The sequence below is a fragment of the Pseudomonas sp. m6p genome (genome assembly GCF_055760375.1).
In genome coordinates, this window is sequence record NZ_CM147084.1 from 3,769,786 (window position 1) to 3,791,913 (window position 22,128).

Consider the following 22,128-nt stretch of genomic DNA (forward strand, 5'->3'; position numbering starts at 1 on the left):
CCCCGAACCAGTCGGGGATTTTTCATGTTCGATCAATCAGCCCGAGGGCGGATCAATCTTCGCGGTAGCGACGCAGTTTCAGCTGCTTGCCAGCGACGCGAGTGTCCTTCAGCTTGGTCAGGAGTTTGTCCAGACCATCTTCCGGCAGCTCGACGAGGCTGAAGCTGTCACGCACCTGGATGCGACCGATCGCTTCGCGGGCCAGACCACCTTCGTTGAGGATGGCGCCCAGCAGGTTCTTGGCGGCGATACCGTCACGCGCACCCAGCGCGGTACGGCAACGGGCACGGCCTTCGCCCAGAGGCATTGGCGCGCGACGCTCGCGGTCACCACGATCAGGACGATCACCGGAACGCTCAGGACGGTCGCCACGCGGTGCGTTGTTCGGCACCAGTGGACGTTCCTTCTCGATCGCTGCCAGGTTCAGCGCTTGACCATTGGTTGCCTTGCGCAGCAGGGCTGCAGCCAGTGCACGCGGGGTGCAACCGATGTCAGCGGTCAGACGATCGAGCAGCTCGCCGTGAGTCGATTCGGCATCGGCAACCAGCGGCGACAGGCTGTTGGTCAGTTTCTTGATGCGTGCATCGAGCACAGCTTGAGCGTCCGGCAGACGCACTTCGGCAACTTTCTGGCCGGTGACACGCTCGATCACTTGCAGCATGCGGCGCTCACGTGGAGTCACCAGCAGCAGCGCACGACCTTCGCGACCGGCACGGCCGGTACGGCCGATACGGTGCACGTAGGATTCCGGATCGTACGGCATGTCCACGTTGAACACGTGGGTGATGCGCGGAACGTCCAGACCACGGGCAGCCACGTCGGTCGCGACAACGATGTCCAGACGGCCATCCTTGAGCGAGTCGATGACGCGCTCACGCTGGTTCTGGGCGATGTCACCGTTCAGCGCAGCGGCTTTGTAGCCTTTGGCGTCCAGGGCACTGGCCAGATCCAGGGTCGCTTGCTTGGTGCGCACGAACATGATCAGCGCGTCGAAGTCTTCCACTTCCAGCAAGCTGAGAACGGCAGAGGTCTTCTGGTCAGCGTGAACCAACAGGTGAGCCTGTTCGATCGCGGTAACGGTCTGAGTCTTGCTCTGGATCTTCACGTGCTTCGGATCGCGCAGGTGGCGCTCGGCGATGGCACGGATCGACTGCGGCAAGGTTGCCGAGAACAATACGGTCTGACGGGTTTCCGGCATGGCCTTGAAGATCACTTCCAGGTCGTCCATGAAGCCCAGTTTGAGCATTTCGTCCGCCTCGTCCAGAACCAGGTGGTTCACGGTAGCGAGGACTTTTTCGTCGCGACGCAGGTGGTCGCACAGACGGCCCGGCGTGGCGACAACGATCTGTGCGCCATTACGGATTGCTTTCAATTGTGGGCCCATCGGCGCGCCGCCGTAGACAGCCACAACAGTTACGCCCGGCATTTGCTTGGCGTAGGTTTCGAAAGCGGTTGCAACTTGTAGCGCCAACTCACGAGTTGGGGCCAGGATCAGAGCTTGCGGCTCGCGCTTGGACGGATCAATGCGGTGCAGGATAGGCAGGGCAAAGGCAGCGGTTTTACCGGTACCGGTTTGCGCCTGACCAATCATATCGTGACCGGCGAGGATGATCGGGATCGACTGCTGCTGAATGGCCGAAGGCTCTTCATAGCCGGTAGCGACTACTGCAGCGACAATATTGGGATGAAGTTCAAGAGCGGCGAAGCCGCCGATTTCCTGGGTCATGGGTCTGCCTCTAAGTGCATCCGCAAAGACCCATGCTCCAAAGCTGCGCATGCCGTGTTGAGACTCAAGAGTCGCCCTGGCAGCTTTGTCGGCGGGGATTTGCGAAAACGTATGAATGAAAAAGAATCGTCAAGGAAGAGCCCGCAGTGCGGACGTGCAGCCGAAGCTGACTTCGGGGAATTGCGCAACCTAAACGCGGCCCGGTTAAAGGCCGGCGCGCACTATACCGGAATTTGCCCAAAAAGGGAGCTTTTTTTATCAGCTGAATCGCTGTGTCACCGCTGTGTAACGGGGTTTTGCGGATAATCGTGCGAAGGTCTATTTTGCAAAGGCCCGGCCTTGCGGGTGATGACGCTTAAACGATTCATCGATGTGCGGCATACCGTCGCTGCACCCGCCCTTCCCGCCCGAGGATCTACCCATGAATCAGCCCTGCCCCGGCCGCGTCAGCCGCGAACATCGTGGTCATGTCCACTTGATTGGCCTCGACCGGGCCGCCAAACGCAATGCCTTCGACCTCGATCTGCTCAATGACCTGAGCCTGGCCTACGGTGAGTTCGAGGCCGACAGTGACGCGCGAGTGGCCGTGGTGTTCGGGCATGGCGAGCACTTTACCGCCGGTCTGGATCTGCTCAACACCAGCGCCGCCCTCGCCGAAGGCTGGCGGGTTCCGACCGGCGGTTGCGACCCGTGGGGTGTTTTCGTCGGGCCGCGCGTGAGCAAGCCGGTGATTGTGGCCGCACAAGGCTACTGCCTGACCATCGGCATCGAGTTGATGCTGGCCGCTGACATCAACCTGTGCGCGAGCAATACCCGCTTCGCGCAAATGGAAGTGCAGCGGGGGATTTTTCCTTTCGGTGGCGCGACCTTGCGTTTTCATCAGGTGGCCGGCTGGGGCAATGCCATGCGCTGGCTGCTGACCGGCGATGAGTTCGATGCGCATGATGCATTGCGCCTGGGTTTGGTACAGGAAGTAATGGCCAGTGAGGACCTGCTGCCCCGAGCGATCGAACTGGCCGAGCGGATTGCCCGGCAGGCACCGTTGGGGGTGCAGGCGACGCTGATGTCGGCGCGGCAGGCACGGTATGAAGGTGAGACGGCGGCGGCACAGGGATTGCCGGCGCTGGTGAAGAAGTTGCTGGGGAGTGAGGATGCCAAGGAAGGCATCAGCTCGCTGGTTGAGCGGCGGCCAGGCATCTTCAAAGGGATCTGATGAACTCCTCCCTGTAGGAGCTGCCGAAGGCTGCGATCTTTTGATCTTGTTTCTAAAATCAAAGTCAAAAGATCGCAGCCTTCGGCAGCTCCTACAGTTGACCGAGTCGCCGCTCAGGTGGCTGGGCGAATACTGTTGATCAACGACTGCAACGAATACCCCAACCGCGGCGCCAGCGCTTCAGCGCGGGCGGTCAACGCCTGCATGTCGAGCTCCTGATCGAGATCCGCCGGCACAATCAGAATCACATTGCCCTCCTTCACCGGCAGTTCCCAGTAATGCCGGTGGTAGAGCCCACGCAGCAACGCGGCGCCCAACGGTTTGCCATCATCGGTGGCCCACTGGTTGATCACCAGCCAGCCGCCCGGATTCAAACGCTTCTGACAGTCACCGAGAAAACTCCAGGCCAGATGCCCGACACCCGGGCCGACATCGGTGTACAGGTCGACAAAGATCAGATCCGCAGGCTCGGCCGTCGGCAGCAACTCCAGCGCATCGCCGACCCGAATGTACAAACGCGGATCGTCATCCAGCCCCAGGTATTCGATGGCCAAACGCGGCACGTCCGGGCGCAGTTCGATGGCTTCGACATCTTCCAGCGGCAGGAACTTGAGGCAGGCCTGGGTCAGCGTACCGGCACCGAGGCCAAGAAACAGCGCGCTCTCCGGTTGTTCATGGCACAACGCGCCAATCAGCATCGCCCGGGTGTAGTCGTATTCCAGCCAGCTCGGATCGGCGGTGAACACGCAGCTCTGCTCAATAGCATCGCCGAATTCCAGAAAGCGGTAATCGGCCACTTCCAGCACGCGAATCACGCCGAACTCATCCTGTACCTCGGCGAGCAACAGCTCGACGCGCTCCTCAGTCATTTCGTCTCCTGATGGTCACCGGGCGCGGTGACGCGATGGCACCGCTGCGGCGCCGTGGCAAAGCGGCGATTGTCGGTGATGGGGCGGGAGCAGGTCACGCACTAATTGCTGCTACCATGGCCTTCCCGTGCGTAGAACCCATTAGAGACCGTGATGAGCCAACCCTGGAGTCCTGACAGCTGGCGCGCCCTGCCGATCCAGCAACAACCCCAATACCCCGACGCCGCGCATCTGCGCCAGGTCGAGCAGACCCTGGCCAGCTATCCGCCGCTGGTGTTTGCCGGTGAAGCACGCGAGCTGCGCCGCCAGTTTGCCGAAGTGACTCAGGGCCGGGCGTTCCTGTTGCAGGGCGGCGATTGCGCGGAAAGCTTTGCCGAGTTCTCGGCGGCGAAGATTCGCGACACGTTCAAAGTGTTGCTGCAAATGGCGATCGTCATGACCTTCGCCGCCGGTTGTCCGGTGGTCAAGGTCGGGCGCATGGCCGGTCAGTTCGCCAAGCCGCGCTCGGCCAACGACGAAACCCTCGACGGCGTGACCTTGCCCGCCTACCGTGGCGACATCGTCAACGGCATCGGATTCGACGAAAAGAGCCGCGTGCCGGATCCGGAGCGCCTGCTGCAGTCCTATCACCAGTCCACCGCCACCTTGAACCTGTTGCGCGCCTTCGCCCAGGGCGGTTTTGCCGACCTGCATCAGGTGCACAAGTGGAACCTGGATTTCATCGCCAACTCGGCACTGGCCGAAAAATACAGCCACCTCGCCGATCGCATCGATGAAACCCTGGCGTTCATGCGCGCCTGCGGCATGGACAGCTCGCCGCAACTGCGCGAAACCAGTTTCTTCACCGCCCACGAAGCGCTGCTGCTGAATTACGAAGAAGCCTTCGTGCGTCGCGACAGCCTGACCAACGATTACTACGATTGCTCGGCGCACATGCTGTGGATCGGTGACCGTACCCGTCAGCTCGACGGTGCTCACGTCGAATTCCTGCGCGGGGTGAACAACCCGATTGGCGTCAAAGTCGGCCCGAGCATGAACCCGGACGACCTGATCCGCCTGATCGACGTGCTCAACCCGGACAACGATCCCGGCCGCCTGAACCTGATTGCGCGGATGGGCGCGAACAAGGTCGGCGATCACCTGCCGGCGCTGATCCGCGCGGTACAGCGTGAAGGCAAGCAGGTGCTGTGGAGCTCCGACCCGATGCACGGCAACACGATCAAGGCCAGCAGCGGCTACAAGACCCGCGACTTCGCGCAGATCCTGGGTGAGGTGAAACAGTTCTTCCAGGTGCATGAAGCCGAAGGTACTTATGCCGGCGGGATTCACATCGAGATGACCGGGCAGAATGTCACCGAGTGCATCGGTGGCGCGCGGCCGATCACGGAAGACGGGTTGTCGGATCGTTATCACACCCACTGCGATCCGCGGATGAATGCCGATCAGTCGCTGGAACTGGCGTTTTTGATTGCGGAAACTCTGAAACAGGTCCGCCGCTAGACCGAGTCGCCCCATCGCCAGCAGGCATGGATTGACCTCTATCCCTGTAGGAGCTGCCGAAGGCTGCGATCTTTTGATCTTGAAAAACAAAATCAAAAGATCGCAGCCTTCGGCAGCTCCTACAGGGGTCAAAATCACTCAAAGATCTCTGTGGGAGCCAGCCTGCTGGCGATGAGGTCGTTCAGGCACCCTCAATTTGCGCCAACGCCACCCGCAACCGCGCCGCACTCTCACGCTGACAATTAAGCTGCACCCGCGCAAGCCCCAGCCAAACGGCCATCTGCCGCAGATTCAACGCCAGCGCCAGCATCCCCTCTTCATCCAGCCCCGGCACTTCCTCGTGCACCGCGTGCACCGCCAGGCGCCCCGACGCTCGCTCGGCCCGCAGGTCGACCCGCGCGGCAATCCGCTCGTTGTGCAAGAACGGCAGCACGTAATAGCCATAGACCCGCTTGTCTTGCGGCGTATAAATCTCCAACCGATAGCGGAAATCAAACAGTCGCTCGGTGCGACTGCGTTCCCAGATCAACGAATCGAACGGCGACAACAGTGCACTGGCAACCACTTTGCGCGGCACCTTCGGTTCCGGCAGGCAGTAGGCAATCTGTCGCCAACCGGCGACTTCACAGGTCTGCAACTGCCCGTCCTCGACCAGTTCCGCCAGACGCGGTCGCGCATCCGCAGGATTCAAGCGGAAATAATCGCGCAGATCCTTTTCCGTGCCGACGCCGAGCGCCTGCGCCGCGTGCAGCAACAAGCCACGTTGCGCCTCAGCCTCGTCAGGTAACGCTTGTTGCAGAATCGAGGAGGGAATGACCCGCTCCGGCAAATCATACAAACGCTCAAAACCGCGGCGACCGGCCACGGTCACTTCACCCGCAGCGAACAACCATTCCAACGCATGCTTTTCCGCACTCCAGTCCCACCACTGCCCGGCCTTGTCCTCGCGGGTCGACAGACTGCCGGCACCCAATGCACCACGCTCCTCGACCGCACTCAAGACCCGGCGTACAACGCTCTGCTGCTCCAGACCAAACTTTGCCAGTTGCTGATAAATGTCCCTGCCATTCCTTGCCCGCTGCATGCGCCACCCCATCAACGGATACATGCTCAATGGCAGCAACGACGCTTCATGACCCCAGTACTCGAACAACGTGCGACGTCGCCCCGTACTCCAGGCGGCCTGGTCGAGCAAATCAGCGGAATAGGAACCCAGACGGGAAAACAGCGGCAGGTAGTGCGAGCGCACCACGGCGTTGACGGAGTCGATCTGCAGCAGACCCAGCCGTTCGATCAGCCGGTTAAGTTGCGACGCCTTGACGGTTGGCGGCTGGCGCCCGTTGAATCCTTGGGCGGCCAGCGCCAGACGTCGCGCCTGTTTGAGGGAAAAGGCCAGAGTCGCGGGCATGAGCATCTCCTTGTCTGCTCGCAACCTACCTCACCTGAAAGTGGTTTGTGTAGTAAGGCCCTGATCATTTATGCATCGGATCGTCCCAGAACGGCCGGATGGCCTCGTGCTCGACGTCGGCACGGCTGACCCCGATGTCCTTCAGCGCTTCGTCGCTCAGACTGGCGAGCAACTCGCGCTCACGGTGCAGTTCGTACCAGCGGCTGAACCTGTGCAGCAGATCGGAAACAATATGGCCGTGGCCGGAAAATTTTGCGTCGTCTACATATTCTCTTTGACCTTTCATCGTGTTGCCCTCCTTGTGGATGGCTCAAGTCTCGCGCTGGCGCTAAGATCAATCCAACGAATGTTTCTGATGGCATTCATCACGGAGATTCATCAATTGTCGGCCTACCCCAGTATCGATACCGATGTCCTGCGCACCTTCGTCGCGATTGCCGATCAGGGCGGGTTTACCCGCGCCGGCGAAATGGTCAACCGCACGCAATCGGCGGTGAGCATGCAGATGAAGCGCCTCGAAGAAGATGTGCTGCAACGCCAGCTGTTCGAGCGCGACGGCCGCCAGGTACGTCTGACCGCCGAAGGCCAGGTGCTGTTGGGTTATGCGCGACGCATCCTGAAATTGCACAGCGAAGTGTTCAACACGCTGCGCGAGCCGCACATGGTCGGCACCGTGCGCATCGGTACGCCGGACGATTACGTGATGCGGTTTCTGCCGGGGATCCTCTCGCGATTCGCGCAGTTCTACCCGCTGATCCAGATCGAAGTGCATTGCGAGTCCAGCAAACAGCTGTTGCAGCGCACCGATCTGGACTTGTCGATCGTCACCCGTGAGCCGGGCAACGAGATCGGCCAGTTGCTGCGCAAAGAGCGTTTTGTCTGGGCCGAGGCGCAAAACTTTAGCGCGCACGAGCAGACGCCGCTGCCGCTGGCGATGTTCAACAGTGATTGTTTCTGCCGCTTGTGGGCCTGCAATGCGCTGGACGCGATGGGCCGCGATTACCGCATCGCCTACAACAGCACCAGCCTGTCGGCACTGATGGCGGTGGTGAGCGCGGGTCTGGCGATAACCGCGCAACTGGAGAGCCTGATCACCCCGGACATGCGTATTCTCGGAGCCAACGAAGACCTGCCGCTGCTGCCCGAGGCCAGCATCATGCTGATCCGCAACCTGAACAACCCGTCGCCGATCACCGAATGCCTGGCCGAGCACATCGTCGAAGGCTTCAAACTTTAAACGCGAGCATCACCGCACACAGCACCAGGAAACCGCAGAACAGCCCGCGCAGCAGTTTTTCCGGCATGGCGTGGGCGACTTTCACACCCCAACTGATGCTCGCCAGACCGCCGATGGCCAGGGGCAGGCCGATCATCCAGTCAACCTCGTGATGCACCGCATAGGTCACCAGGGTCACGCCGGTGCTGGGCAGCGCCAGTGCCAGCGACAGGCCTTGAGCAACCACCTGGCTAGTACCGAACAGACTGGTGAGGACCGGCGTCGCCACCACGGCCCCGCCGACACCGAACAGACCGCCCATGGTTCCGGACGCCGCGCCAAGCACACCCAGCCATGGCCATGAGTAACGCATCTCGGAGCTCACTGCCGGTTTTTTGCCGAACATCTTCAGCAGGTTGTACGCCGAGAGCACCACGAGGAAAGCGACAAAACCGATCCGCATGGTTTGCGCATCAATGCCCACCGCCCAGATCGAACCGATCCACGCAAAGCAAAAACCCATGATCGCCAGCGGCAGCGCGTGGCGCAGTTCGATGCGATTACGCTGGTGATAACGCCACAGCGCCAGCATCACGTTGGGCACCACCATCACCAGCGCCGTGCCTTGGGCGATCTGTTGATCGAGGCCGAACCACACGCCCAGCAGCGGAATGGCGATCAGCCCGCCACCAATGCCGAAGATCCCGCCCAACGTGCCGAGGGCGGCGCCAAACAACAAGTACAGCAAAAACTCGATCACAGCGTTATTCCTCAGACGTCAGGCGCCCCATCCTACGCAGTCGGCGCTGGCACGGAAACGCACAGCAACGCACAATGGCTGTGCCAAAACCGCATAGGCACTGAGCTGATTCATGAATCCCAATCAATTGACCGAACAACTTGGGCTGTTTCTCGATGTGCTGGAGAGCGGGAGCTTTTCTGCGGCTTCGCGTCGACATCCGCTGACGCCATCCGCCGTCGCCCGACGCATCGATAGTCTGGAAAGCGCGGTCGGCAGCCAGTTGTTTATCCGCAGCACTCATGCGGTGCGCGCCACGCCGGCCGGGCTGGCGTTTGCCGAACGGGCGCGGCGAATCGTTGCCGAGCTGCAATTGGCCCGTGCCGAAGCCGTATCGTTGAGCAGTGCGCCGGTGGGTCTGATTCGGGTGGATGCGCCAGCGGCGTTCGGGCGCCGACATCTGGCGCCGGTGATTGCCGATTTTCTGGTGCTGTATCCGGGGCTGGATGTGCAACTGCATCTGATCGACAGCTTCGTCGACATGGACGGTTCAAACCTGGGCAAGGTCGACTTGGTATTGCGTGCCGGGCAGATGGCCGACACCCGGCTGGTGGCCACTCCGTTGGCGAGCATGGTGCGCATCGCCTGCGCCAGCCCCGACTATCTCAAGCGCCGGGGCGTGCCGAGCGAACCCGCACAATTGAGCGAGCATGACGGCCTCGATTGGGACGGCATCGCCCCGCCCTTCGCCTGGCGTTTCGAGCAAAACGGACAGATGCAATTGCACCGCCCGGCGCGGGTGCGCATGAGCGCCAACAACGCCGAGGCGTTGGTTTGCGGAGCACTTGCGGGACTCGGGATCGCGCATCTGCCGACCTGGCTGGCCAGTGAATACCTGTTGCGCGGCGAATTGCTGCCGCTGTTCTGTGAAAACGGCCTGCCGAAACCGGAAAGCACCGGCATCTATGCGCTGCGGCTGGAGCAACAGGCCAGCTCCCGCAGCCGCCTGCTGCTGGAATATCTCAAGACCCGTTTCAGCCCCGTGCCGCCATGGGATCTAGCCCTGCAACGTGAGCTGGGCCGGCACTGACCGATCCGCCACTGGGCACAATTGTCTGGCGCATTAAAGATTCGAGCGCTAGATTCATCTGCATCACCGTTCAAGGCACTGACATGACCACCGACCGCGACACCACCGACCACTGCGAAGACCTGCTGCTCGACAATCAGGCCTGCTTCGCCCTGCATTCCACTTCGCTGATGATGACCAAGGTCTACAAGCCGCTGTTGCAAGCGCTTGGCCTGACGTATCCGCAATACCTGGCGATGATGGTGCTGTGGGAGAAGGACGGTTTGACCGTCGGAGAAATCAGCACGCGCCTGCTGACCGATCCGGGCTCGCTGACCCCGCTGCTCAAGCGGCTGGAAGGTGAAGGCTTGCTCAGCCGAACCCGCAGCCGTGAGGATGAACGGGTGGTGATCGTCGAACTGACCGCGCAGGGCCGGGCTCTTCGTGAGCAGGCCAAAAGCGTTCCGCAATGCATCTTGGGCGCCAGTGGTTTCACCCTAGAACGCTTGCAGAATCTTCAATCTGAGCTGCAAGCCCTGCGCAGCCATCTGCAAGACAGCCTTGACTAAGCCCACCTGACTTCCCCTTGTGGGAGCGAGCCTGCTCGCGAAAGCGTTCTTTCACCACACCTCCGCTGACTGGCGCACCGCTTTCGCGAGCCGGCTCGCTCCCACCAGGATCTCCTGCTGACCTGAAAATATTGATGACGTGAAAATTATTTTTTTGGCTTTGATACGTCTTCAGCCGCTCTAAAACAGACCTTCCAGCCGACCATGTCACCCTTCTTAATTACTGATCCGATTTTCTCCCAAAATTTATCTTGCGCACTAAACATTAGCGAGCTACATTCACTTCGCACTTACTTAGCGCGCAAATAATTAGCGCAAACAAACACACCCAACGAGGCTCACACCATGCAAACGCTCTACACCGCAATCGCAACCTCCACTGGCGGCCGTGATGGTCGTGCGATCTCCAGCGACAACATCCTCGACGTCAAACTGGCTACTCCGAAAGAACTCGGCGGTGCCGGCGGCGCAGCCACCAACCCGGAGCAACTGTTCGCTGCCGGCTACTCGGCCTGCTTCATCGGCGCGCTGAAATTCGTTGCCAGTCAGACCAAACGCAAAATCCCGGACGACGCCTCGATCACCGCTCACGTCGGTATCGGCCAGATTCCTGGCGGTTTCGGTCTGGACATCGACCTGCACATCAACCTGCCGGGCCTGGAACAGGCTGACGCACAAAGCCTGGTCGAAGCGGCGCATCAAGTCTGCCCGTACTCCAACGCGACCCGTGGCAACGTTGACGTACGTCTGCACACCACCGTTTGAAAACAACGCCAATCCACTGTGGGAGCGGGCTTGCTCACGAACAGGCCCGGTCAGACAACCTGTTTGTTGAATGACACACCGCATTCGCGAGCAAGCTCGCTCCCACAGGGTTCAGGGGTAGACGTGGAATCGCAGGCACAAAAAAGCCCGACTCAATGGTCGGGCTTTTTCTTTCCGTAAAAAGCAGTGCTTATTTGGCACGGCCTTTGTAGGAACCGCCTTCGCGGGTATCGATCTCGATCATGTCGCCGATTTCGATGAAGTCAGCCACCGACAGCTCGGTACCGTTCTTCAGTTTGGCAGGCTTCATCACCTTGCCGGAAGTGTCACCGCGAGCGGAACCTTCGGTGTAGTCAACCTGACGCACGATGGTGGTCGGCAGTTCTACGGACACCAGACGCTCTTCGAAGAACACGGCTTCGCAAACGTCGGTCATGCCTTCTTCAACGAAAGGCAGAACGCTTTCGATGTCTTCGGCGTTCAGCTCGTACATGGTGTAGTCAGTGGTGTCCATGAACGTGTAGGTGTCACCGCTGATGAAAGACAGGGTGGCTTCTTTACGATCCAGGATCACGTCGTCCAGCTTGTCGTCCGCACCGTAAACGGTTTCGGTCTTGTAACCGGTCAGCAGGTTCTTCAGCTTGGTCTTCATGATCGCGCTGTTACGGCCCGACTTGGTGAATTCAGCTTTCTGAACCAGCCAAGGATCGTTGTCGATACGGATCACGGTACCGGGTTTGAGTTCTTTACCAGTTTTCATTGCGAATATCCGAATTTGGATGGGATTTACAAAAATCTAGGCCGCGTATCATATCCAATTTAGGTAAAACTGTACCAGCGCCGTGGCAAGATCCGCCTGCAAGCCTTGTTCCAGACACCATTGCTCGGCGTTTTTCTGCAGTTCTGACCCGTGTTTACGGGCCTTGAGCCAGTGCTCGCCGATCGGTTGCCCGGCACTCCAGGCCCGCCACAGACCGTTCATCGCCTCGGCAGCGGCCGGCGAAAGCCCTTTCGTATACAACGCAAGAAAGGCGTCGAGCTTGTCCAGATGGATGTCTTCATCCTGCTGATAGATGTGCCAGAGCATCGGTCGCCCGGCCCACTGTGCACGGACAAACGAGTCTTCTCCGCGCACTGCGTTGAAGTCGCAGCACCACAGCAACTGATCGTATTGATCCTGACGAACGAACGGCAGCACCTGCACCGTCAGCGCCTGACGCACGTTCAGGTCACCAACGGCCAGAGAGTCGACCCCGAGCCAACGTGCGACATCACCGAGAATCCGTCCTTCCGGCACCAGTAAATGGGTCGGCGTGCTATCGGTCGCCAGCACGTCCAGCCAACTGGCCAGCCCGGCATTCTCGTAGGCAAACAATGAAATCAGTTGTGCGTCTGCTACGCGATCTACACCCAAGCCTTGCAGAAACTGGCGCTGTGCAGTCGCGTCCTGCTGAAATTGCCGACGCCGCTCAAGCAGACCGCTTTCACGCAGCAAGCCGCCGGTCCCAGGTCGAAATCCGGGAAAGAAAAAGAATTTCTGCACCGACTTGTACTTCACCGACGGTAAACCGTGACAACCGGTGACCCAGTCTTCGGCGCTGAGGTAATCGAGGTTCATCCACAGCGGTGGCTGTTGCCGCTCGGCCATGGCGTCCATGTACGCCGATGGCAGCTGACAGGCAAATGCGGCGATCACCACGTCCGCCGCTTCCGTCTGCGGCCAGTCGCTCGGCCAGTGCCACACCTCGACGCCCTGCTGCGATTGTTGCGCAAGGTGGATGTCGATCTCGGGGCAGATGCGTTCGAAGGCGCGCAGGTCATCAACCCACAAGCGCACTGCCAGTCCATGTTCGGCCACCAGTTGCCGCGCCAGACGCCAGGTCACGCCGATGTCGCCATAGTTGTCGACCACGGTGCAAAAAATATCCCAGCGGGTTTTCGGTACCGACATGCAAGACTCCCGTTGGCAAAAGCGCTGATTGTCCGCATAAATGACCTCGCGCAGAAGAGCCGACGGCGATTAATCTTCGTGCGACAATCGCCACTTGCCCGCAATCATCCGCCAGGAGGCAGCCATGCCCTATCGTCCCAACCCACGTCGTCCCTTGCCCGTTCAGCTCAGCGCGTTGCAACTGACCGGCAGTATTGCTCTGGGCATGTGGCTGGGCTTTCTGGCCATCGCCCTGACCTGCTGGCTGATCTCGCGTTTTGTGTTGACCGAGCAACTGGCGCCGGTTGCCCAGGCCGTGCAGCAACTGGCCAAGCCGCCAGCGGCCGTCCAGGTACAACCGGACATACCGCCACAGAGTCCGCTGTTCGAGCAGTACGAAGAGAACCTGCGCAAGAACGAGCAGCAGGCACGCCTGGATCAGGCTCGCGGCAGCAGTCGCAACCAGTCGAATCCGAAATGCCAGTTCTGGCTGCAACAGGACCAGACTGCGCCGAGCGAAAAGAGCCGCGCCAACGTTTTGCAATTCTGCGATTGATCATGAACAAACACACCGTCCACCAACTGATCCTCGACAAACTGCGCGCCGACCTCGACATCGCCGAGCGCGCCGCGCAGACCGCTTATGAAACCGCGACCCACGAAGAAAACATCGCCGAGAACAAGTACGACACCCTCGGACTTGAGGCTTCCTATCTGGCGGCGGGTCAGGCGAAACGCGTCGAGGAAATCCGCCAGTCACTGGCGCTATGCCAGAACCTGACGCTGCGCGCCTACGACGAAAATCGCGGCATCGAGATCGGCGCCCTGCTTGGTCTGGAAGACGAAAAGGGTCGCGAACAATGGCTGTTTCTGGCCCCGGATGCAGCGGGCCTGAAAGTCGATGTGGTGGGTCAGCCGATTACCGTCATCAGCCCACGCTCGCCGCTGGGCAAAAGCCTGCTGGGCAAGCTCGAGGGCGATGAGGTGGAGATTCTGGTGGCAGGCACCCGGCAACAGTTCGCTGTCACCGAGGTGCTTTGAGGCGGGGACTTAGTGGACCGGCAATTCGACGCCGTCGAACAGCTCTTCCAGTTCCTGTTTGTTGTGGCACTGGATGGCTTTGGCCATCACTTCGCGGGTCAGGTGCGGGGCGAACTTCTCGATGAAGTCGCACATGAAACCACGCAGGAACGTACCGCGACGGAAACCGATCTTGGTGATGCTCGACTCGAACAGTTCGCTGGCATCCAGCACCACCAGGTCGTTATCGAGCTTGGTGTCGACCGCCATTTTGGCGACGATGCCCACACCCAGCCCCAGACGCACGTAGGTTTTGATCACGTCGGCGTCGGCGGCGGTAAACACTACTTTCGGCGTCAGGCCACGATGGCTGAAGGCTTCGTCGAGTTTCGAACGGCCGGTGAAACCGAACACGTATGTCACGATCGGATATTCGGCCAGCGCTTCGAGGGTCAGCTTCGGCAACTTGGTCAGCGGGTGGCCCTGAGGCACGACCACGCAACGGTTCCAGCGATAGCAAGGCATCATCACCAGATCACCGAACAGCTCCAGCGCTTCGGTGGCAATGGCGAAATCGACCGTGCCGTCAGCGGCCATCTCGGCGATCTGCATCGGCGACCCTTGGTGCATGTGCAGCGCCACGTCCGGGTATTGCTTGATGAAATTGCTGATCACCGGCGGCAATGCGTAACGTGCCTGGGTGTGGGTGGTGGCGATCGACAGGGTACCTTTCTTCTCGTTGGAGAATTCCTGAGCGATCTGCTTGATGCTTTCGACCTTGCGCAGGATTTCGCCCGCGGTGGTGATGATGCGCTCGCCGGCCGGGGTGACGCGGGTCAGGTGTTTGCCGCTGCGAGCGAACACTTCAACGCCAAGTTCGTCTTCCAGCAGACGGATCTGTTTACTGATACCCGGTTGCGAGGTGTAAAGGCTTTGGGCGGTAGCGGAAACGTTGAGGTCGTGGTGCGCCACTTCCCAGATGTAGCGCAATTGTTGAAGCTTCATATGTATCCCTCAAAGCAGGTAGACGCCACGGGCATCAGCGACGGTATATAACTATATTAATGGTTTGATGAATAAATCTAGAACTTTTTTATCAAAACGCCATTATTCCCGCTTCAGCGATCCCCCCGGCGCCGACGCTCCACCAACGGCACCAGATAGACCGGCACCTTGGCCAATTGCAGGACCCGGGTCGCCGTGCGCCCCAAAGGCGTTTCCGCCCCTACGCCGTGACTGTGAGTGCCTACGATCAACAAATCCACAGAGAGTTTCTGCACCTGGTCGAGAATCACCTGCGCCGGATCGCCCTGCACCACCCGAACCGCGCAAATCCGCTGCAGATCCTGCTCGCCCTCGTCGCCCAGCTCTTCGCGAAAACTGTCCAGCACCCGTTGCTCGATACTGGCGATGACAGTTTTCAGACCCTGACTGTGAAATTCGTTCAATGCCTGTTCGTCGAGATAACTCTGCAACACCGATTCGGCAAACAGCCCCATGGGCTCCACTGCATGCACCACGTACAAGTCGGCATTGAATGTCCGCGCCAGTGCCAGGGCATGCTGCATCACTAACGGTGCGTACAGACCGAGGTCAGTGGCATACAGCATCGAACGAATCATATGACCTCCTCGCGTGCCAACATGGCGGAGATTTGATTCAGCTTAGCAGTGCCTTGGCGACTACGACGTGCGACGCAACGTCTTGAAGCACAGGGGCTTTAGATCGACGTTTCGTTGCTGATGCCATGCGGCACATGGCCGGTGGCGACCACTTCACGGGCGAGCTCGCAGTGCCCGGCCTGATCGTCGAAAAACACGTCGGCGGCAAAGGCTTCGAGGAATGCCGATTTGGTCAGACCGCCGAGGAACAGCGACTCGTCGAGGCGGATATCCCACTCGCGCAAGGTGCGGATCACCCGCTCATGGGCCGGTGCCGAACGCGCGGTGACCAGCGCCGTGCGGATCGGGCAGTCGTCCTCCGGGAACTCGCGTTGCAGCGCATTGAGCGCCGCCAGAAAACCTTTGAACGGCCCACCGCGCAATGGCTCGCGTGCCGACTCGCGTTCCTTCGCCTGGAACGCCTCCAGCCCGCCGGACTGATAAATGCGCTCGGATTCGTCGGAGAACAACACCGCGTCACCGTCGAAGGCGATGCGCAACTCATCACTCGCGGCACGGCTGGCGCCACCAGACAGAATTGTCGCTGCAGCAAATCCGGCATCCAGTGCGGCGCGCACGTCCTCGGCGTGCGTGGACAGAAACAGGTCACAGCCAAAGGCCTTGAGATACGGATACGGGCTGCGTCCGCCGACGAAGGCCGCCCGGGAAATGTCCAGCCCGTAGTGATGAATCGAGTTGAACGCGCGCAGGCCGGTATCGGCACTGTTGCGCGAAACCAGAATCACCTCGACCCGGGCGCGGTCGAGGCGACTGTTGAGGCTCAGGAGTTTTTCCACCAGCGGGAACGCATCGCCAGGGGCGAGAATTTCGTCTTCGTGTTCGATCTGGTATTGCCGATAGGCTTCAACGCCGCTCGACAGGTAGACCTTGTGACTCTCGCTCAGGTCGAACAAGGCGCGAGACGAAATCGCCAGCACCAGTTTGTCATCGATATTCTTGGCCATGCCTTCCCCCCACTCCCGCAAAAAACCGACTCAGGTGTTGCGTCGGTCGATGAAACCCAACGTACGATGCAGCGCATCGATTCGTGGCAATTCACATCCTGCCGCCTTGGCGGCGGCCAATGGCCGGGCGTAAATCGCTTCCAGCTCCAGCGGCCGTTTGTGCAGAAAATCGTGGTACATGCTCGGCCAGTAATCGGGCATTTTCTCGGTCATTGTGAACAAGTACTCGGCGTAACCGGGCGGCATATCGTGACCGCAGGCCTTGGCGCCCTTCACGACTTCAGCCATCAATGCCTGAATCAACGCGCGACTGTCAGCGTCGGCCATCAGCGGCGTGGTACCGGCACCGAGCAACACCGAGAGACCGTTGTAGGGAATATTCCACACCAGTTTCTGCCAGCGCGCCTGTTGCAGATTGGCCATCGCCTGCGAATCGATGCCCGCGGCGCGGAACAGACTGGCGCCCTCTTCAACGAGCGCCATGCGCGCCGCATCGTCCGTCGCCGGGCCGCTGTGATAGCCGACGTTCACCGCCCCCAAGGCCTGATGGGTGATGTGCCCCGGGCCTTCGCGATGCACGCAGATCAGGCACAGACCACCGAGCAGATGCAGGGAGTCGGGCAGCAACTCACGCAAGCTGTCTTCGACGTCCAGACCGTTCTGCAGCACCAGCACTTTCGCGCCGGGCCTGGCCGCGGCAATGATCGCCGGGGCCAGACCCGCGCTGCTGGTGGTCTTGGCGCCGACCAGCAACCAGTCGCAGGCCGGCATGTCCTCGGCCTTGGCATACGCTTGCACCGGGTTCAATGTCAGCGTGCCATGCACGGCACTGTCCACTTGCAACCCCCGCTCGGCCACCGCTGAAAACTCACTGCGCAGTAAAAAGTGCACATCGAAACCGGCCCGCGCCAGCATCAAACCGTAAAACCCGCCAATTGCACCGGTGCCGATAATCCCGATCACCGGTTTGCTGTCTGCTCCCACCATCTATGGCAACTCCTCTGCAATTCGACTCAACGCCTGCGTAACGGCCGCGTTCAGCGCAGCGGCGGCCAGGCGCGTGTGCAATGCCCCAAAGAACTCGCCGTCGCGCACCACAAACAGCGCCGGCAAATGAAAGACCTGATAGCGCTCCACCAGCCCGCCGTTGTTGCCGGCATCGATCCAGCACAGGCGATCCACCGCCAGCGCGAACCCGGGCAACACCTCTCTGGCATAGCGGCAACTGGAACAGCCGACACTGGTGAAAATCACCAGCGAAACACCGCTCATCGCCAGCAGCCGCTGGTCGGCGTCGAAATCGGTCAGCTCGGATTCGACCACTATACTGGGGGAAACAATGTCAAATGGCCGACACAGGGAGTCTGTGCTCATGGGACGTTTCATTCCTCATCCGGACGAAGTGCCGGTTGAATTAACCTTGCTCAAGCCTGAGTGTATTTCCAGGCAACAGCTGCACACTATCAGCCTCGGCGGGATCGCTTGCAATTATCACCGCGCCTGGCGCCACGGCACCGCCCTTGAAGTGCGCTTGCCGACGCTCAATGCCGACCTCTGTTTTCCGGGCTATGTGGCGTGGTGCCTGCGACGCAAAAAGGGCTATCTGGTGGGGATCGCGTTCACTGATGAGCAGACGCTGTTCAGCGCCCGGATGGGCGAACAGGTGTGCCAGATCGAACGTTATTGCCGCATGAACGAGGCCCATGACGACCTGCAGGATATTCAGGCGCTGGCCCTGCAATGGGTCGAACAACACGCCAACGAGTTCTCCCACGACAGCGTGCGCAAGGCTTTTGCCCAGCCAGTGCTGGATTAAAGCGGTGCTTGCCCATTGTCGAGCCGCGTCTGACGCGCTAAGGTTCGGCTCCCCGACGCGCTTAAATCTGCTGTGCTCCGCCGCGCGGGGATCGCTGGCGGCCGGCACCCGTGACCTGACGAGTAAACGATGGCTGATTTACCGATCAACGACCTAAACGTCGCCTCTAACGAGACCCTGATCACTCCCGATCAGCTCAAGCGTGATATCCCTCTGAGCGATGCTGCGCTGCGCACCGTCACCAAGGGCCGCGAAGTCATTCGCAACATTCTTGATGGCACCGACCACCGTCTGTTCGTAGTGATCGGCCCGTGCTCGATCCACGATATCAAGGCTGCCCACGAATACGCCGACCGCCTCAAGGTGCTGGCGGAGGAAGTCTCCGACACCCTGTATCTGGTCATGCGCGTGTATTTCGAGAAGCCACGGACCACCGTCGGCTGGAAAGGCCTGATCAACGATCCGTACCTGGATGACTCGTTCAAGATTCAGGACGGCCTGCACATTGGTCGCCAGTTGCTGCTGGACCTGGCCGAGAAAGGCCTGCCGACCGCCACCGAAGCCCTCGACCCGATCTCCCCGCAGTACCTGCAGGATCTGATCAGTTGGTCGGCCATCGGCGCGCGTACCACCGAATCCCAGACCCACCGTGAAATGGCTTCCGGCCTGTCTTCGGCCGTCGGCTTCAAGAACGGCACCGATGGCGGCCTGACCGTGGCGATCAACGCCTTGCAATCGGTTTCCAGCCCGCACCGTTTCCTCGGTATCAACCAGGAAGGTGGCGTGTCGATCGTCACCACCAAGGGCAACGCCTACGGTCACGTGGTGCTGCGTGGTGGCAACGGCAAGCCGAACTACGATTCGGTCAGCGTCGCCCTCTGCGAGCAGGCGCTGAACAAGGCGAAGATCAAGCCGAACATCATGGTCGATTGCAGCCACGCCAATTCCAACAAGGATCCGGCTCTGCAACCGCTGGTGATGGAGAACGTCGCCAACCAGATCCTCGAAGGCAACCAGTCGATCATTGGCCTGATGGTCGAGAGCCATCTGAACTGGGGCTGCCAGGCCATCCCGAAAGACCTCGCCGACCTGCAATACGGCGTGTCGATCACCGATGCCTGCATCGACTGGTCCGCCACCGAGAACACCCTGCGCAGCATGCACGCCAAGCTCAAGGATGTGCTGCCTAAGCGTCAGCGCAGCTGATCAGCGTTTCGCAGGCATAAAAAACGCCGGGCATTGCCCGGCGTTTTTGTGTGTAGGGGTGATCAGATTTTCGCAGCGCGCTTCTGATGGCGCTCCATATAGCGCTCGACGTAGGAGCACGACGGAATCACCGTGTAGCCCATTTCCTCGGCGTACTGCAGCGCGCTTTCGGTCAGCGCTGCCGCAATGCCTCGACCGCGCAGGGCATTGGGCACGAAGGTGCGGTAGATATCCAGGGTCTGTTTCCCCAGATCCATATAGGTCAGGTAGGCACGATGACCGTCCACATTGGTCTCGAACTGATGACCAGCCTGGTCATGGTGGATGGACAACGCCTCGCTCATCACTACTCCTCGCGGGTCTTGAATTCTGACCCCTACCTTACCGATGTTTTTCCGGCGAAGGAACATCTACGCCACCCCGTGCCTGATGGACACCGAGAAAAGCCACACCGATCTCGCGCAACCGAGCACGTGATAAATAGTAGGCACCATTGGCAAAAATGCTCAAGGTGCGCTCGTCATCGTGCAGGTTGTACGGATAACTCCGATGGGCGTAGTGGCAGGCGCGGGGAACATATCCCGAGGCGCTCACCTGAACATTGCCGGATGTCGAGACTTAAGACGCAGGCTCTTCTTTAAAGTCACCTCAAGAGCGACAAAGATATGTGAGGCGTCATGCAAAATCGGAACAAAAGTGTAGACGAATTCATCTAGGCAGACTTGGTGCAAGACGCCGAAAACAGCACGTGACAGCGGGAACTTTTTCTCATTAACTCGCTCAGGCAGGGGCTTGCAGCTGGATATTTTTTAATCAGCCCCGTTAAAAGTTGCTCGAAAAAGAATCAACGCCTACAATTTTTTTTGCTTCTTGCGCTACGTCAGTTTACTTACTACAAGTAATGGGTAGTATGTACGCCGGCTATTTCCTCAATCGGAGGAGAAAGCCACTTAATTGAAAGTCCTTGAAGGGGAACACGATGAACAACGTTCTGAAATTCTCTGCTCTGGCTCTGGCCGCAGTTCTGGCTACCGGTTGCAGCAGCGCATCGAAAGAAACCGAAGCACGTCTGACCGCTACTGAAGACGCAGCTGCTCGCGCCCAGGCTCGTGCAGACGAAGCATACCGTAAAGCTGATGAAGCTCTGGCTGCTGCTCAAAAAGCACAACAGACTGCTGACGAAGCTAACGAGCGTGCTCTGCGTATGCTGGACAAAGCTAGCCGCAAGTAATAATCCCTCGGGATTGTTATCAAGCCGACCCAGTTTCTGGGTCGGCTTTTTTGTGCCTGCAGCTTTTGTCCGGACAATAAAAAACCCGCCGACGCTTCTTGCATCGGCGGGTCTGGATCGAGCTTATTGCTGCAGGTCGATCGGCGCACTCGAGACAATCGGAGCCGAGGTATTCGGCGTGCCGATTTCGGTTGGCAAACCGTCTTCGGCCGCCACCACATCACGCACCACATCCCAGTTCACGCGCAGATTGTTGGTCACGTCTTCGCGCTTGAGCATCGCGTTGATCACCGCCGTGTGCTTGTCGACTACCGACGGATTGCCCTTGTCGTCGATTGGCGTGTGCGCTTCCAGATAGACTTTGCCGCCACTGCTGCCGAACTTGTACGCGTCATTGAGGATGCGCACCGAAGTCCCGACCGGCACCATGGCCGCCATTTCCAGGACGTTATTGTTGAACATCCGGAAGCAGCCGTGGCTGGTGCGCATGCCGATGCCGAACTTCTTGTTCGAGCCGTGGATCAGGTAGCCCGGGGTGCCCAGGGTGAACTTGAACGGGCCCAGCGGATTGTCAGGACCGGCCGGCACCACGTTCGGCAGCGGATCACCATCAGCGGCGTGCTCGGCCTTGATCGACGCAGGAGGGGTCCAGGTCGGGTTCGGCGTCTTGGCGGTGATCGAGGTATGCGCGATTGGCGAACCCCAACCTTCACGGCCGATACCCAGCGGGAAGGTGTACACCACGTTCCGGCCTTTCGGGTAGTAGTAGAGACGGTATTCGGCGAGGTTGATCACGATGCCCTCGCGCGGCCCCGGCGGCAGAATGAACCGCGTCGGCAGAACGATTTCAGTACCCGCGCCCGGCAGCCAGGCATCGACACCCGGGTTGGCCGCGACCATTTCCGAATAGCCCAGGTCGTACTTGGTCCCCAGGTCAGCGAAGGTGTCTTCGTACTTGGCCTTGATCACCTGCACCTGACCGATGATGTCCTCACCAGGCGGTGGCAGGGGAAACTCCAATGCAGCAACGGGACCGGCCACACACAGGGCGGCAAGTGACAGGCAGCGGGTGACGGCAGGAAAGCGCGGCAACATCCGGAAAATCCTTCGCATGATCAACAAGGGGTATAAGAGCGCGATTGTACACCGCACCTCGGGAATTCGGGGAGATGCGCCGATGGGCAGCCAGAAGTCTTCATGCAGGCGCTGCCGCAGGCTGCGATCT

The 22,128-nt window shown here is 59.9% G+C and carries 25 protein-coding genes; 11 read left to right on the forward strand and 14 right to left on the reverse strand.

Translation table 11 applies throughout. The features are described from left to right. Positions 1 to 52: 52 nt before the first annotated feature. On the reverse strand, positions 53 to 1,726 hold the full coding sequence (locus ACYZUM_RS17045; protein ID WP_007964821.1) for a DEAD/DEAH box helicase: 1,674 nt from the start codon (positions 1,724 to 1,726) through the stop codon (positions 53 to 55). 421 nt (positions 1,727 to 2,147) lie between these two features. Between ACYZUM_RS17045 and ACYZUM_RS17050 the strand changes: the two genes are divergently transcribed. Then, positions 2,148 to 2,939 carry a crotonase/enoyl-CoA hydratase family protein gene (locus tag ACYZUM_RS17050; RefSeq protein ID WP_473060898.1) on the forward strand — a complete coding sequence of 264 codons (792 nt, stop codon included), beginning with the start codon at positions 2,148 to 2,150 and terminating at the stop codon, positions 2,937 to 2,939. Positions 2,940 to 3,052: 113 nt separating this feature from the next. On the opposite strand, the gene ACYZUM_RS17055 is transcribed toward ACYZUM_RS17050, so the two are convergent. Further along, positions 3,053 to 3,808 carry a spermidine synthase gene (locus tag ACYZUM_RS17055; protein WP_041069570.1) on the reverse strand — a complete coding sequence of 252 codons (756 nt, stop codon included), beginning with the start codon at positions 3,806 to 3,808 and terminating at the stop codon, positions 3,053 to 3,055. A 153-nt stretch (positions 3,809 to 3,961) separates the two neighbouring features. Between ACYZUM_RS17055 and ACYZUM_RS17060 the strand changes: the two genes are divergently transcribed. Next, entirely contained in the window at positions 3,962 to 5,308 is a 1,347-nt protein-coding gene (locus tag ACYZUM_RS17060; RefSeq protein ID WP_041069567.1) for a class II 3-deoxy-7-phosphoheptulonate synthase, read from the forward strand. A 181-nt stretch (positions 5,309 to 5,489) separates the two neighbouring features. Here ACYZUM_RS17060 and ACYZUM_RS17065 read toward each other — a convergent pair whose 3' ends face one another. Both ACYZUM_RS17065 and ACYZUM_RS17070 read right to left on the reverse strand, forming a co-directional pair. Beyond that, positions 5,490 to 6,716: a winged helix-turn-helix domain-containing protein gene (locus ACYZUM_RS17065; RefSeq protein ID WP_473060899.1), complete on the reverse strand. Its 1,227-nt coding sequence runs from the start codon at positions 6,714 to 6,716 to the stop codon at positions 5,490 to 5,492. Positions 6,717 to 6,780: 64 nt separating this feature from the next. Continuing rightward, positions 6,781 to 7,002 (reverse strand): DUF1127 domain-containing protein, encoded by a 222-nt coding sequence (locus tag ACYZUM_RS17070; protein WP_041069561.1) that lies wholly within the window; start codon positions 7,000 to 7,002, stop codon positions 6,781 to 6,783. A gap of 96 nt (positions 7,003 to 7,098) precedes the next feature. Here ACYZUM_RS17070 and ACYZUM_RS17075 point away from each other — a divergent pair, with 96 nt between their 5' ends. Then, entirely contained in the window at positions 7,099 to 7,953 is an 855-nt protein-coding gene (locus ACYZUM_RS17075; protein WP_047295460.1) for a LysR substrate-binding domain-containing protein, read from the forward strand. On the opposite strand, the gene ACYZUM_RS17080 is transcribed toward ACYZUM_RS17075, so the two are convergent. Next, complete coding sequence (locus ACYZUM_RS17080; RefSeq protein WP_179295022.1) at positions 7,943 to 8,692, reverse strand: sulfite exporter TauE/SafE family protein; 750 nt, start codon at positions 8,690 to 8,692, stop codon at positions 7,943 to 7,945. The genes ACYZUM_RS17075 and ACYZUM_RS17080 overlap by 11 nt on opposite strands. A gap of 112 nt (positions 8,693 to 8,804) precedes the next feature. Between ACYZUM_RS17080 and ACYZUM_RS17085 the strand changes: the two genes are divergently transcribed. The 3 genes from ACYZUM_RS17085 (at position 8,805) to ACYZUM_RS17095 (ending at position 11,074) form a co-directional block, all read left to right on the forward strand. After that, positions 8,805 to 9,761: a LysR family transcriptional regulator gene (locus ACYZUM_RS17085; protein WP_473060900.1), complete on the forward strand. Its 957-nt coding sequence runs from the start codon at positions 8,805 to 8,807 to the stop codon at positions 9,759 to 9,761. 83 nt (positions 9,762 to 9,844) lie between these two features. Continuing rightward, on the forward strand, positions 9,845 to 10,309 hold the full coding sequence (locus ACYZUM_RS17090; protein ID WP_473060901.1) for a MarR family winged helix-turn-helix transcriptional regulator: 465 nt from the start codon (positions 9,845 to 9,847) through the stop codon (positions 10,307 to 10,309). Positions 10,310 to 10,654: 345 nt separating this feature from the next. After that, a complete protein-coding gene (locus ACYZUM_RS17095) occupies positions 10,655 to 11,074 on the forward strand; it encodes an organic hydroperoxide resistance protein (RefSeq protein ID WP_108183405.1) in 420 nt (139 codons plus the stop codon). A gap of 190 nt (positions 11,075 to 11,264) precedes the next feature. Here the strand turns inward: ACYZUM_RS17095 and ACYZUM_RS17100 are convergent, their stop codons facing one another. Together ACYZUM_RS17100 and earP are read right to left on the reverse strand one after the other, a co-directional pair. Next, on the reverse strand, positions 11,265 to 11,834 hold the full coding sequence (locus ACYZUM_RS17100) for an elongation factor P (RefSeq protein ID WP_003226785.1): 570 nt from the start codon (positions 11,832 to 11,834) through the stop codon (positions 11,265 to 11,267). Positions 11,835 to 11,882: 48 nt separating this feature from the next. Continuing rightward, positions 11,883 to 13,025, reverse strand: coding sequence for an elongation factor P maturation arginine rhamnosyltransferase EarP (gene earP / locus ACYZUM_RS17105; protein WP_473060902.1), 1,143 nt, complete (start codon positions 13,023 to 13,025; stop codon positions 11,883 to 11,885). A gap of 124 nt (positions 13,026 to 13,149) precedes the next feature. Between earP and ACYZUM_RS17110 the strand changes: the two genes are divergently transcribed. Further along, positions 13,150 to 13,560, forward strand: coding sequence for a hypothetical protein (locus ACYZUM_RS17110; RefSeq protein WP_041069540.1), 411 nt, complete (start codon positions 13,150 to 13,152; stop codon positions 13,558 to 13,560). 2 nt (positions 13,561 to 13,562) lie between these two features. After that, positions 13,563 to 14,045, forward strand: coding sequence for a GreA/GreB family elongation factor (locus tag ACYZUM_RS17115; protein WP_041069537.1), 483 nt, complete (start codon positions 13,563 to 13,565; stop codon positions 14,043 to 14,045). A 9-nt stretch (positions 14,046 to 14,054) separates the two neighbouring features. Here ACYZUM_RS17115 and cysB read toward each other — a convergent pair whose 3' ends face one another. The 5 genes from cysB to ACYZUM_RS17140 all read right to left on the reverse strand — a co-directional run bounded on the left by cysB (position 14,055) and on the right by ACYZUM_RS17140 (position 18,024). After that, the gene (cysB, locus tag ACYZUM_RS17120) at positions 14,055 to 15,029 is read right to left on the reverse strand and encodes an HTH-type transcriptional regulator CysB (protein WP_007908591.1); all 975 of its coding nucleotides are present in this window, start codon (positions 15,027 to 15,029) and stop codon (positions 14,055 to 14,057) included. 113 nt (positions 15,030 to 15,142) lie between these two features. After that, on the reverse strand, positions 15,143 to 15,646 hold the full coding sequence (locus ACYZUM_RS17125; protein ID WP_041069532.1) for a universal stress protein: 504 nt from the start codon (positions 15,644 to 15,646) through the stop codon (positions 15,143 to 15,145). A 98-nt stretch (positions 15,647 to 15,744) separates the two neighbouring features. Next, positions 15,745 to 16,650 (reverse strand): 5'-nucleotidase, encoded by a 906-nt coding sequence (locus ACYZUM_RS17130; protein ID WP_041069529.1) that lies wholly within the window; start codon positions 16,648 to 16,650, stop codon positions 15,745 to 15,747. Positions 16,651 to 16,680: 30 nt separating this feature from the next. After that, positions 16,681 to 17,637 (reverse strand): putative 2-dehydropantoate 2-reductase, encoded by a 957-nt coding sequence (locus ACYZUM_RS17135; protein ID WP_222018754.1) that lies wholly within the window; start codon positions 17,635 to 17,637, stop codon positions 16,681 to 16,683. Next, the gene (locus tag ACYZUM_RS17140; RefSeq protein ID WP_473060903.1) at positions 17,638 to 18,024 is read right to left on the reverse strand and encodes a thioredoxin family protein; all 387 of its coding nucleotides are present in this window, start codon (positions 18,022 to 18,024) and stop codon (positions 17,638 to 17,640) included. It lies immediately after the preceding gene. Between ACYZUM_RS17140 and ACYZUM_RS17145 the strand changes: the two genes are divergently transcribed. Together ACYZUM_RS17145 and ACYZUM_RS17150 are read left to right on the forward strand one after the other, a co-directional pair. Beyond that, positions 18,023 to 18,466, forward strand: coding sequence for a PilZ domain-containing protein (locus ACYZUM_RS17145; protein ID WP_041069521.1), 444 nt, complete (start codon positions 18,023 to 18,025; stop codon positions 18,464 to 18,466). The genes ACYZUM_RS17140 and ACYZUM_RS17145 overlap by 2 nt on opposite strands. 129 nt (positions 18,467 to 18,595) lie before the next feature. Next, positions 18,596 to 19,672, forward strand: a complete 1,077-nt coding sequence (locus ACYZUM_RS17150; protein ID WP_003226802.1) for a 3-deoxy-7-phosphoheptulonate synthase — start codon at positions 18,596 to 18,598, stop codon at positions 19,670 to 19,672. 62 nt (positions 19,673 to 19,734) lie between these two features. Here ACYZUM_RS17150 and ACYZUM_RS17155 read toward each other — a convergent pair whose 3' ends face one another. Beyond that, entirely contained in the window at positions 19,735 to 20,016 is a 282-nt protein-coding gene (locus tag ACYZUM_RS17155; RefSeq protein WP_025113131.1) for a GNAT family N-acetyltransferase, read from the reverse strand. 635 nt (positions 20,017 to 20,651) lie between these two features. Here ACYZUM_RS17155 and oprI point away from each other — a divergent pair. Next, positions 20,652 to 20,903, forward strand: a complete 252-nt coding sequence (gene oprI / locus ACYZUM_RS17160; RefSeq protein WP_025113130.1) for an outer membrane lipoprotei OprI — start codon at positions 20,652 to 20,654, stop codon at positions 20,901 to 20,903. A 123-nt stretch (positions 20,904 to 21,026) separates the two neighbouring features. On the opposite strand, the gene ACYZUM_RS17165 is transcribed toward oprI, so the two are convergent. After that, positions 21,027 to 21,998: a L,D-transpeptidase family protein gene (locus tag ACYZUM_RS17165; protein WP_041069516.1), complete on the reverse strand. Its 972-nt coding sequence runs from the start codon at positions 21,996 to 21,998 to the stop codon at positions 21,027 to 21,029. Positions 21,999 to 22,128 lie beyond the last annotated feature (130 nt).

Excerpts from the sequence above, each read along its gene's own strand:
- ACYZUM_RS17045 (WP_007964821.1), bottom strand. The coding sequence starts at position 1,726 with ATGACCCAGGAAATCGGCGGCTTCGCCGCTCTTGAACTTCATCCCAAT.
- ACYZUM_RS17050 (WP_473060898.1), top strand. The coding sequence starts at position 2,148 with ATGAATCAGCCCTGCCCCGGCCGCGTCAGCCGCGAACATCGTGGTCAT.
- ACYZUM_RS17055 (WP_041069570.1), bottom strand. The coding sequence starts at position 3,808 with ATGACTGAGGAGCGCGTCGAGCTGTTGCTCGCCGAGGTACAGGATGAG.
- ACYZUM_RS17060 (WP_041069567.1), top strand. The coding sequence starts at position 3,962 with ATGAGCCAACCCTGGAGTCCTGACAGCTGGCGCGCCCTGCCGATCCAG.
- ACYZUM_RS17065 (WP_473060899.1), bottom strand. The coding sequence starts at position 6,716 with ATGCCCGCGACTCTGGCCTTTTCCCTCAAACAGGCGCGACGTCTGGCG.
- ACYZUM_RS17070 (WP_041069561.1), bottom strand. The coding sequence starts at position 7,002 with ATGAAAGGTCAAAGAGAATATGTAGACGACGCAAAATTTTCCGGCCAC.
- ACYZUM_RS17085 (WP_473060900.1), top strand. The coding sequence starts at position 8,805 with ATGAATCCCAATCAATTGACCGAACAACTTGGGCTGTTTCTCGATGTG.
- ACYZUM_RS17090 (WP_473060901.1), top strand. The coding sequence starts at position 9,845 with ATGACCACCGACCGCGACACCACCGACCACTGCGAAGACCTGCTGCTC.
- ACYZUM_RS17095 (WP_108183405.1), top strand. The coding sequence starts at position 10,655 with ATGCAAACGCTCTACACCGCAATCGCAACCTCCACTGGCGGCCGTGAT.
- ACYZUM_RS17100 (WP_003226785.1), bottom strand. The coding sequence starts at position 11,834 with ATGAAAACTGGTAAAGAACTCAAACCCGGTACCGTGATCCGTATCGAC.
- earP (WP_473060902.1), bottom strand. The coding sequence starts at position 13,025 with ATGTCGGTACCGAAAACCCGCTGGGATATTTTTTGCACCGTGGTCGAC.
- ACYZUM_RS17110 (WP_041069540.1), top strand. The coding sequence starts at position 13,150 with ATGCCCTATCGTCCCAACCCACGTCGTCCCTTGCCCGTTCAGCTCAGC.
- ACYZUM_RS17115 (WP_041069537.1), top strand. The coding sequence starts at position 13,563 with ATGAACAAACACACCGTCCACCAACTGATCCTCGACAAACTGCGCGCC.
- cysB (WP_007908591.1), bottom strand. The coding sequence starts at position 15,029 with ATGAAGCTTCAACAATTGCGCTACATCTGGGAAGTGGCGCACCACGAC.
- ACYZUM_RS17125 (WP_041069532.1), bottom strand. The coding sequence starts at position 15,646 with ATGATTCGTTCGATGCTGTATGCCACTGACCTCGGTCTGTACGCACCG.
- ACYZUM_RS17130 (WP_041069529.1), bottom strand. The coding sequence starts at position 16,650 with ATGGCCAAGAATATCGATGACAAACTGGTGCTGGCGATTTCGTCTCGC.
- ACYZUM_RS17135 (WP_222018754.1), bottom strand. The coding sequence starts at position 17,637 with ATGGTGGGAGCAGACAGCAAACCGGTGATCGGGATTATCGGCACCGGT.
- ACYZUM_RS17145 (WP_041069521.1), top strand. The coding sequence starts at position 18,023 with ATGGGACGTTTCATTCCTCATCCGGACGAAGTGCCGGTTGAATTAACC.
- ACYZUM_RS17140 (WP_473060903.1), bottom strand. The coding sequence starts at position 18,024 with ATGAGCACAGACTCCCTGTGTCGGCCATTTGACATTGTTTCCCCCAGT.
- ACYZUM_RS17150 (WP_003226802.1), top strand. The coding sequence starts at position 18,596 with ATGGCTGATTTACCGATCAACGACCTAAACGTCGCCTCTAACGAGACC.
- ACYZUM_RS17155 (WP_025113131.1), bottom strand. The coding sequence starts at position 20,016 with ATGAGCGAGGCGTTGTCCATCCACCATGACCAGGCTGGTCATCAGTTC.
- oprI (WP_025113130.1), top strand. The coding sequence starts at position 20,652 with ATGAACAACGTTCTGAAATTCTCTGCTCTGGCTCTGGCCGCAGTTCTG.
- ACYZUM_RS17165 (WP_041069516.1), bottom strand. The coding sequence starts at position 21,998 with ATGTTGCCGCGCTTTCCTGCCGTCACCCGCTGCCTGTCACTTGCCGCC.